This window comes from Rhodococcus aetherivorans (genome assembly GCF_025722975.1).
Classification (GTDB): domain Bacteria; phylum Actinomycetota; class Actinomycetes; order Mycobacteriales; family Mycobacteriaceae; genus Rhodococcus; species Rhodococcus aetherivorans.
Genome location: NZ_CP106982.1, coordinates 1,642,440 through 1,651,095 on the forward strand (window position 1 = coordinate 1,642,440; position 8,656 = coordinate 1,651,095).

Consider the following 8,656-nt stretch of genomic DNA (forward strand, 5'->3'; position numbering starts at 1 on the left):
TGAGATCCTGCATTGCTGAACGTTTGGAGTGTGATGTGCCGTTCGATCCACCATGCACGGTTGGCCCCGATAGTAAGGAAGGCGCCCCTGAGCCGACGGTGCACCTCTACTTTCCGTGGTGGCTGCACCCGGCTGTCGCTGCGAGCGTGCTCATTGCCCTTATGCTGTCGGTCCTTTGGACAGTGGATGATTACTCGTACGCACTATGGCAAACCCCGAAGTATTTGACATCTAACTATTTGCTTACGGCCGCCTGCAGCGCACTTGTTTTTCTAGCCGGAATTTTTATTTCATCTGGAAAGCGAACCAAGAATTATTATGAGCTGCGGGTGTCCGCTTGCACGGAAACCACCCTAGTCTCGATAACAAAATGGTTCTTCGGTGGTGCGTTATTCGGCTATGCGTTTTGGCTCGTGTCTGCCGGAGTTCGAGGCGTCAACTTTGGGCAGCTTGTCGCCGTGTTTAACTTGGAGCCGGGAGCAGTCAGCCAGGTCAAGCAACTGAGTGCGCCCATTACAGGTATAACCACGCTTACGCAATTGGCCCCGTTAGCGATTGCATTAGCGACCTTCCTGGTTCGCTGCAGCGTTGTCGGTATGCGGAAGTACATTGTGGTGTTGGTTGCTTTAGGCGCGTTTCGAGCCTTCTTCTACGCTGAGCGGCTCGCCCTCATCGAGGCAGTCGTTCCGTTTGCGCTTGTTACTGTTGTTGTACACCGGGCGTCATCGAGATCCCGGCTCAGCCGGTTCTTTTCCAATTGGGCACCATTTCTTGCGGTTCCGGGACTCTGGTCGATTTTCGGCATATTTGAATACACTCGAAGTTGGTCGTTTTACCGCCAGACGCTTGGCGTGAGTTTCTGGGAGTTCAACTCGCAGCGATTGTTGGGATATTACGTTACGGCTGTCAACAATTCTGCGCTATATCATGGGATGGTCTCTGATCAATACCAGAGTCTTGATCGGAGTTTCGCTGCGCTATGGAATGCGCCGTTGGTCGGCCAGTTGTTTGGTGAGCCGGAAGTTTCCGGTGCGGAGTCCTCAATGTGGTGGCGAATGGCCCTCGCGCGAGGGGGTAACCCTGAGTACACGAATATCGGCACGTTCCTTGTGACGGACGCGGACCTCGGTACATTCCTCAGCATGGCGTATTGGTTCGTGTTGGGTGTTGGTATTGGCATCCTTTATTCGAGAATGCGCAAGGGGCACTTGGTATCGCTATTGATGTATTGTTCGTCGTTTGTGGGCATCCTGGAACTCTTGCGGATTATTTACTGGACGCATGGTAGGTTCGCGCCAGTGTTACTGGGGGGCGTAGTTCTTCTGATTGCCTTACATAGGGTACGTGGTCCGGAGGTTCGAACGAGACACCGTATTCGTGCTTCAATACCCGTTTCCCAAGTTGCGAATATTAGTGAAGCGGATCGCTAGGAGGTACTTGCATATGGAGGTCGCAGTTGTGGTGCCAACCCTTGGCGTACGGAACTCGTTGGAGCGGTTGATATGTTCGATAGATCGCCAGTCGGTGTCGATTTGTGAGGTGGTAATTGTAAACCAGGGCGAGGCATCGTCGGTTCTTTCTCAGATTCCGTCCGGCCTGAGTTTTACGGTCCGTGTTGTTGAATCCTTGCCTGGTGTCGCTCGCGCTCGGCGGGTCGGAATCGAGTCTCTGGAATGTAATTGGGACGCGGTAGCTCTGGCCGACGACGATACATGGTATGCAGACGGTGCATTATCGGTCGCGGCATCAGCGATAGAGGCGGGAGCAGATGCGGTGTCGGGCCAAGTGGTAACGGGGGGTTTGGATGCTCCGCGAGTCGCTTTCGGGGCCGATGATATGTGGCTTGACGATCGTTCGGTTTGGTCCTCGGCGATCGAGGCGGGTTTAGTGTTAAGTCGGAGATTTGTTGAACGTGTCGGGAGCTTTGACGAGTCTTTGGGAGTCGGGGCTGATTCGCCGTGGCAGTCTGGTGAGGGGACCGATCTGTTGCTCCGTGGTTTAGGATCGGGCATGAAGATTCGGTATGTGAGTAGAATGGTTGTTTACGAGGATGATCTTGCTGTTCGGGATGTTGGCTTACTTCGGTTGCGCCTGCGCAATTACGCACGAGGGACAGGTCGTGTCTATGCGATGCGATATTCTCGGCCTCGAAGGGGAGAGTTCGTTCTCCGTTCACTCGGTCGACTGTTGATGTTCAAACCGCGGTCCTGGCGGGGATTTCTCGATGGACTTTCCGTTTTTGTTGGGAGAATGGAGGGACTTGCCGGGAGGGCGAAACCTTTGGGCAAATGCGTTAAGCCTTCCTAGTTTCGATTGAGCTTATGCGCGTGGTGTGCCGAAGCCCCTTACGGAGGTGGATACTGTTTAGGAACAGTAGGCTAACGTTGGGGATGGCTGATCAACTTATCGCAAGTCTGGGTACGCTGACCTTTTTGATTGTAGCGGCGAATTTCCTTTCGCCGGTGGGGTTGGGTCAGTTCTCTCTCGGCGTTTCGTCCGTGCTTCTTGCTCAAAGTGTGAATCGAGCGCTGTGCGGTGAGACTTTACTCGTTCGTCGGAGCCTTCATCGGACAGTCGCATCGGAGATCGATAGCTGCCTTGGTCTCGCAGTTATTGTCGGCGGGATTGCAGGATTGGGATCGTTGATTGCTGCTGTCGTTTGGGACGGGTATCGCGAAGTGTTTGTTGCCGTTTCGGTTTCGGCGATTGGTATGATTCTCCACGATACTGTGAGGTATGCACTGATCGCCGGCGAGCGATTGACACCGCTCCTGGTTGCCGACTCTCTACTTCTTGTTGGTGTTAGTGGTGGGATGGCCGCGGCTGGGGCATTCGAACTCGGCCCGTCCGCGATGCTGGCTGTGTGGGGTTGTGGTGGATTCTTGTCCGCGGTTTCTGTCGTTGCATATTGTCAATATAGGTGGTCTCTTCGAGACTCGCTTCGCTGGTGCCGATCTGCGATTAGTCAGTCGTCGGCGTTTGTGGTGGAGGCGGTCCTTGGCGCAGGCATTGGGTATTTAACACTGGTGCTGATTGCAGTCTTTGCTGGTGATGAAGAGGTCGCAGTGTTTCGAACGGCATTGACCATTTTTGGTGTGACAAGCGTTGCGATTAATTTCCTTCGGTCGTCGTATCTTCGGCATCTTCAGCGGGAGGAGCTGCGATCGGGTGCGGGGATACGTCGGGTGTCAGTGCAAATGTCGTTGATTGTTGCTGCGGCGGTGTTTGGTACTGCCTTCGGGCTCGCTGTTGTTCCGGATTGGCTGGGCGCACGCCTTTTCGGTGAGACTTGGTTTCTCATTGGTGCTGTGATTGTTCCGGCAGCCTTGAATCGGTTAATGGCTGGCATTTCTAGCGTTCCGACGGTTGTCCTTCGCGCAATGGGGATAGCATGGCCAGCGACGAGAATGCGGATTATTGTAACTTTAGTATCATTCGGATTGGGGCCGCTCGGCGCGTATCTTTACGGAGCGCCAGGCGCCCTTTATGCAGAATCGATCTCGTATGGACTGATTGCCGCCGCGCTGTTTGGTGTTGCGGTAAATCGAACTCGGTAAATCTGCGAGTCTCGCGTCTGCGGATAGGCCGTAGCTGTGTCGGCGCCTTAGGGGTGTTGTGCTACTCCGGCTCTTCGTAGTTGGTAGGGCTTGATGTTGTCCGATCCGGTGCCGTTTCGGTGATTGAAGATGGGCCCGCGCGCTTGTGAGCTGGCCGTTCTTAAGGCCACCAGACCGTCAAGGAACGCGGGCATGCTTCACGGTAGTTGATGGCTGCACGATCTCGACGTCGAGCCATCGCGGCGCGTCGGCGACGGCGGTCTGTTCGTCAGGCTCGGCACCGATCCGCGGTGGGTCGGGTGTGGCCGCAGTGCGGGCAGAGGTCGGCGCGGGCGACGCATTGGGTCGCGACCCATTCCCTTGACATCGAGGTCGGCCCCGACCGCTCCGACTCAAGTGGCCGAGCGGAAGTGTTTGTGCAACAACAATTCAGGCTATCGCATGGTGGTCACCGAGTCGGTACTGGGCTTGCCGGCCCGTGCCCGGGTCTCCCTGCGGGTGAAGACGCGATGACGGCCGCGGCCGTCATCGACGCAGGCCGCTCGGTGGCCGCCGTCGCCGCCGAGGACCGGTGCGGCTGGCACACCGTGCGCGGTCGGGTCGTCACGGTCGGCGATGCCGGACTCGATAGGGGGATGATGAAGTACGTCGGACGGATCGCGTTCATGTTCCGCAATCCCGATCATCAGCGAGGGCGGGTACGGTGGGCATGGAGCCGCCGCTCACGTCGGAGCACACCCAGCCGGCATCAACGCGACTGCTAACTGCGAACAGCCGCTATTCCACCGTCACGGACTTGGCGAGGTTGCGTGGCTTGTCGACGTCGTAGCCGCGCGCCTGGGCGACCTCGGCGGCGAAGACCTGCAGCGGCACGGTCGACAGCAGCGGCTGCAGCAACGTCGGCGCGGCGGGGATCTCGATGAGGTGGTCGGCGAACGGCCGCACCGCCTCGTCGCCCTCCTCCGCGATCACCACGGTGCGGGCACCGCGGGCCTGGATCTCCCGGATGTTGCTCAGCAGCTTCGAGTGCAGCACCGCCCGCCCCTTCGGCGACGGCATCACCACGATCACCGGCAGCCCGTCCTCGATCAGCGCGATCGGACCGTGCTTGAGCTCGCCGGCGGCGAAGCCCTCGGCGTGCATGTACGCCAGCTCCTTGAGCTTGAGCGCACCCTCGAGCGCCACCGGATACCCCACGTGCCGGCCCAGGAACAGCACCGTCGACGACGCCGCCAGCTCCCGCGCCAGGCGCCGCACCGGCTCGACCGTCTCGAGCACCCGCGCGATCAGGTGCGGCATCGCGGCCAGATCGGCGTACTCGCGGGCCACCTCGTCCGGGTACTTGGTGCCGCGGGCCTGCGCCAGCGCCAACCCCACCAGGTAGTTCGCGGCGACCTGCGCCAGGAACGCCTTGGTCGAGGCCACCCCGATCTCCGGGCCGGCCCGGGTGTAGAGCACCGCGTCGGCCTCCCGGGGGATCTGCGCGCCGTTGGTGTTGCACACCGCCAGCACCCGTGCCTTCTGATCCTTCGCGTGCCGCACCGCCTCGAGGGTGTCGGCGGTTTCCCCGGACTGCGAGATCGCCACCACCAGCGTCGACCGGTCCAGCACCGGATCCCGGTACCGGAACTCGCTGGCGAGCTCGACCTCCACCGGCAACCGCGTCCAGTGCTCGATCGCGTACTTGGCCACCAGACCCGAGTGGTAGGCGCTGCCACACGCGACGACGAACACCTTGTCCACGTCGCGCAGCTCCTGATCCGACAGCCGCTGCTCGTCGAGCACGATGCGGCCCCCGGCGAAGTGCCCGAGCAGCGTGTCGGCCACCGCGGCGGGCTGCTCCTCGATCTCCTTGAGCATGAAGTAGTCGTGGCCGCCCTTCTCGGCGGCCGCCAGATCCCAGTCGATCTCGAACGGGCGGGTCACCGCGTCGGTGCCGCCGTCGAAATCGGACACCTGATACCCGTCGGCGGTGATCACCACCACTTGGTCCTGGCCCAGCTCCACCGCGTGCCGGGTGTGCTCGATGAACGCGGCCACGTCCGAGGCCACGAACGTCTCGCCGTCGCCGACCCCGACGACCAGCGGCGTCGACCGGCGCGCCGCGACGATCGTGTCCGGATGGTCGGCATGGGTGAACACCAGCGTGAAGGCCCCCTCGAGCCGGCGCAGCACCGACAGCGCACTGGCCTCGAAGTCCCCCGCGGTCGGCCCGTCCGCATACGCCCGGGCCACCAGATGCACCGCCACCTCGGTGTCGGTGTCGCTGGCGAACTCCACCCCGGCCTTCTCGAGCTCCACCCGCAGCGGCGCGAAGTTCTCGATGATGCCGTTGTGCACCACCGCCACCTTCCCCGACCCGTCCCGGTGCGGATGCGCATTGCGGTCGGTGGGACGACCGTGCGTGGCCCACCGGGTGTGCCCCATGCCGGTGGTGCCGGCGAAGTGCTCCACCCCCACCTCGTCGAGCTCGGCCTCGAGATTGGCCAGCCGGCCCGCCTTGCGCTCGACGGCCAGGCCGCCCGCACCGTCCAGGACCGCCACACCGGCCGAGTCGTAGCCCCGGTACTCCATCCGCCGCAGTGCCTCCCCCACGACATCGAGAGCCGGGCGATGCCCGACGTACCCCACGATTCCGCACATGGAGGAAAGCCTATTCGTGTTGGGGTACTTAGGCAGAATGAGAAGAGATCAGTGCCTGCTCGCGGGCTACCTCGGAGTGAGGCTGCAAATCTAAGAATTACTGTCAGCCTCAAAGTTGTCGTGGTTCAAGTGTTTGGGGAAATGTGACTGATACCGCTGTCTTCCATGGCCTCGTCTTCATGTGTTCGCTCTTCGCGTCCGCGGCATGGTGTCTCGCTCGGCCAAACGTATTGTCCGCGGCAGCAACTGTGCTGGCGTCTTTCCTTTGGCTTCCGCTTAACGGCCCGCTGGAGGGTCGAGTGCTGTACGTCCTGAACCCCGGTCATGGACTCACCGAATCAGACCTGCTGTCGTTCGTTGGTTTCGCAATTGCAACATGGGGGTTCTGGGACTCCCACCGACACCGACGTTACAAGCGAGGCGGTCCAGGGCGGTGGCGGTAAGTCGTCGACCCGCTCTTAATCACACACAGGCACTTCCGCGCTGACCTTCGGCTCATCGACGAGTGGCTGTACCGGAACGGTCGCTTCGCCACCCGCCGTCGGTTCAGTCAGTTCGAAGACGACCTCGACCGTTTCGCCACGTGGAATCGCGAACTGGACGCTGTACACCGGATGGCCGAGTTCCCGCCCGGTGAAGCTCATTGCTGCCGTGCCGTTCACCGTCACCTTGTCGAGCTTGGCACCCCGCGTCGCAACCAAAGACAGATCAGTCAGGTTGGAGCCGAACGGTGCGCCCACGGGGTTGTCGAACATACCGGCCACGTAGTTGGTGAAGTTGCCGGCCGGAAGGTCGTTGGTCAGTCGCACTGCGACCGTCGAGGTCCGAGTGTCGCCGCGGCACGAGCTGGCGGTGTACTCGATTTCCCGCCTCAGGTGGTAGTCCAGCTTGTTTCCACCGAGGTTGTTGACCACGACCCCGGCATACGGTGCCGGATCGTCGGGAACGGTGTGGCCCAAAGGTGTGTCCGCAAGTACCGCCTGTTCGTCGGGATTTGCGCTCCACACGGCGAGACGCCCTTCGCCGGCTGCGCGGCCCAGCGCCTCCAGAAGGGCCTGGGGACGACTGATGCTGCCGGTCATCTTCTGGACAACTGCCGATGCCACCCGCTCAAGGTATTGCTTGCGCGCCGCCTGGTTGTCGCCGAAGCGCGAATACGCGTTGGATTCGGTGAGTTCCACGACGTTGTCGGCGGTGATCTTCTCACCGTCCTGCAGTATGACTGGGCCGACCACCTCGAGGACGTAGCTGAGCGCCACCGGATCGGTGGCCACGGCGCCGTCGACGCGCTCACCCGATTCCTGCAGCCACAAGGACTGCCAGATCTGCGCGGCGTAGGGGAAGTGGGAGCTGACGTTGCTGTTCACAGCCCGAGTCGTCGGCTGGCTGTGTCCATATGTGCGTTGGAAGTCGGGGCCGAGATCAATCGGCTGGAACGGACCCATGAAGTCCCGTCTGGATATGTCGTCGACCCGCACCACACCGCCGGTCGCGCGGACGATGCCGAACCCGCCGAGCAGGCCGCCCGTGCCCCGAGCCTCCGCGTTGGTCTGGAAGCCGATGAAGTAGCTGCGCGGCCCGTCGGCGCCGAGCATGGCCGGCGCGATCTCGGCCGCGAGGGAAGTGTTGTGGAGCAAACCGGACAATTCGGCTGTCTGGTCCTGCAATTGGACGCGGGCGTCGTCGATCGGGCCGAGGTAGGTGCCGTCGATGTTCTGCGCGCGCGCGTCCAGTTCGGCGGCCGCCGCCGCGGTGGTCTCGAGGACGGGGGCGGCGTCGCGCAGGGCGGCGAGGTTGATGCGGGCGCCGTCGAGGATCAGCTGATCGGGGGAGACGGCCGAGCCGGCATCCACGGCAGGCACCAGAACATCCGATGTGAGGCCTGTCACAACGTCGCTCATCTGCTGGCTCGAGGCGAAGGGGCTGCCGAGCCAGGGGATCGCCGCGGCGATGTTCCACGGCAGCGAGTGGGTGGAGTCCTGGGCCTGCTTCGCGTACTTGTCGGCGTCGCCGGCGGTGCGCAGGGCCGTCTCGGTATCGCCAGCCAGCAGAGCCTCTTTGGAACTGGTGGCATAGTCCCGTGCCTGTTCGAGGCTCGACTTCGCCTGCAGCCCTTCGTAAGCCAGCCAGGTTCCGAGGCCAACGACGACGACCGCTCCTGCGGTGCAACCGATCGCGACGGTCCGGCGCTTGTGGCGCTCGGCGGCGATCTGCTCGTCGGTCTTGCGTCGGCGCACCTTGCGCCGCCGTGGTTCCGGCGAAAGTGACTCGTCGGTAACATCGTTCACGCGGTCAAACCCCCTTCGATTCCTCCGCGGCGACCATATCCGAGAAACCGGTCGGATGGTCGGTTCGAGTGGTGAGTAACGCTCAGGATCGTTAGGGTCGATGTATTCGACGGTGATGGATGCAGGGAGGCGTCCACAACGTCGTCGACCGAGGGTTCCCACTGCACG

Annotated in this window: 5 protein-coding genes; 3 read left to right on the forward strand and 2 right to left on the reverse strand. The window is 61.7% G+C overall.

What is annotated here, in order from left to right; genetic code table 11:
• The first annotated feature begins 35 nt into the window (after positions 1–35).
• From OCS65_RS07710 to OCS65_RS07715, 3 genes are all read left to right on the forward strand, one after another.
• Positions 36–1,430, forward strand: a complete 1,395-nt coding sequence (locus OCS65_RS07710; RefSeq protein ID WP_251549630.1) for an oligosaccharide repeat unit polymerase — start codon at positions 36–38, stop codon at positions 1,428–1,430.
• Positions 1,431–1,443: 13 nt separating this feature from the next.
• Entirely contained in the window at positions 1,444–2,307 is an 864-nt protein-coding gene (locus OCS65_RS29930; protein ID WP_373566447.1) for a glycosyltransferase family 2 protein, read from the forward strand.
• 83 nt (positions 2,308–2,390) lie between these two features.
• A complete protein-coding gene (locus OCS65_RS07715) occupies positions 2,391–3,557 on the forward strand; it encodes an MATE family efflux transporter (protein ID WP_251549628.1) in 1,167 nt (388 codons plus the stop codon).
• 777 nt (positions 3,558–4,334) lie between these two features.
• On the opposite strand, the gene glmS is transcribed toward OCS65_RS07715, so the two are convergent.
• On the reverse strand, positions 4,335–6,200 hold the full coding sequence (glmS, locus tag OCS65_RS07720) for a glutamine--fructose-6-phosphate transaminase (isomerizing) (RefSeq protein ID WP_263509334.1): 1,866 nt from the start codon (positions 6,198–6,200) through the stop codon (positions 4,335–4,337).
• Between the two features lie 458 nt (positions 6,201–6,658).
• The gene (locus tag OCS65_RS07730) at positions 6,659–8,488 is read right to left on the reverse strand and encodes a DUF4012 domain-containing protein (protein ID WP_373566446.1); all 1,830 of its coding nucleotides are present in this window, start codon (positions 8,486–8,488) and stop codon (positions 6,659–6,661) included.
• Between the last annotated feature and the right edge of the window lie 168 nt (positions 8,489–8,656).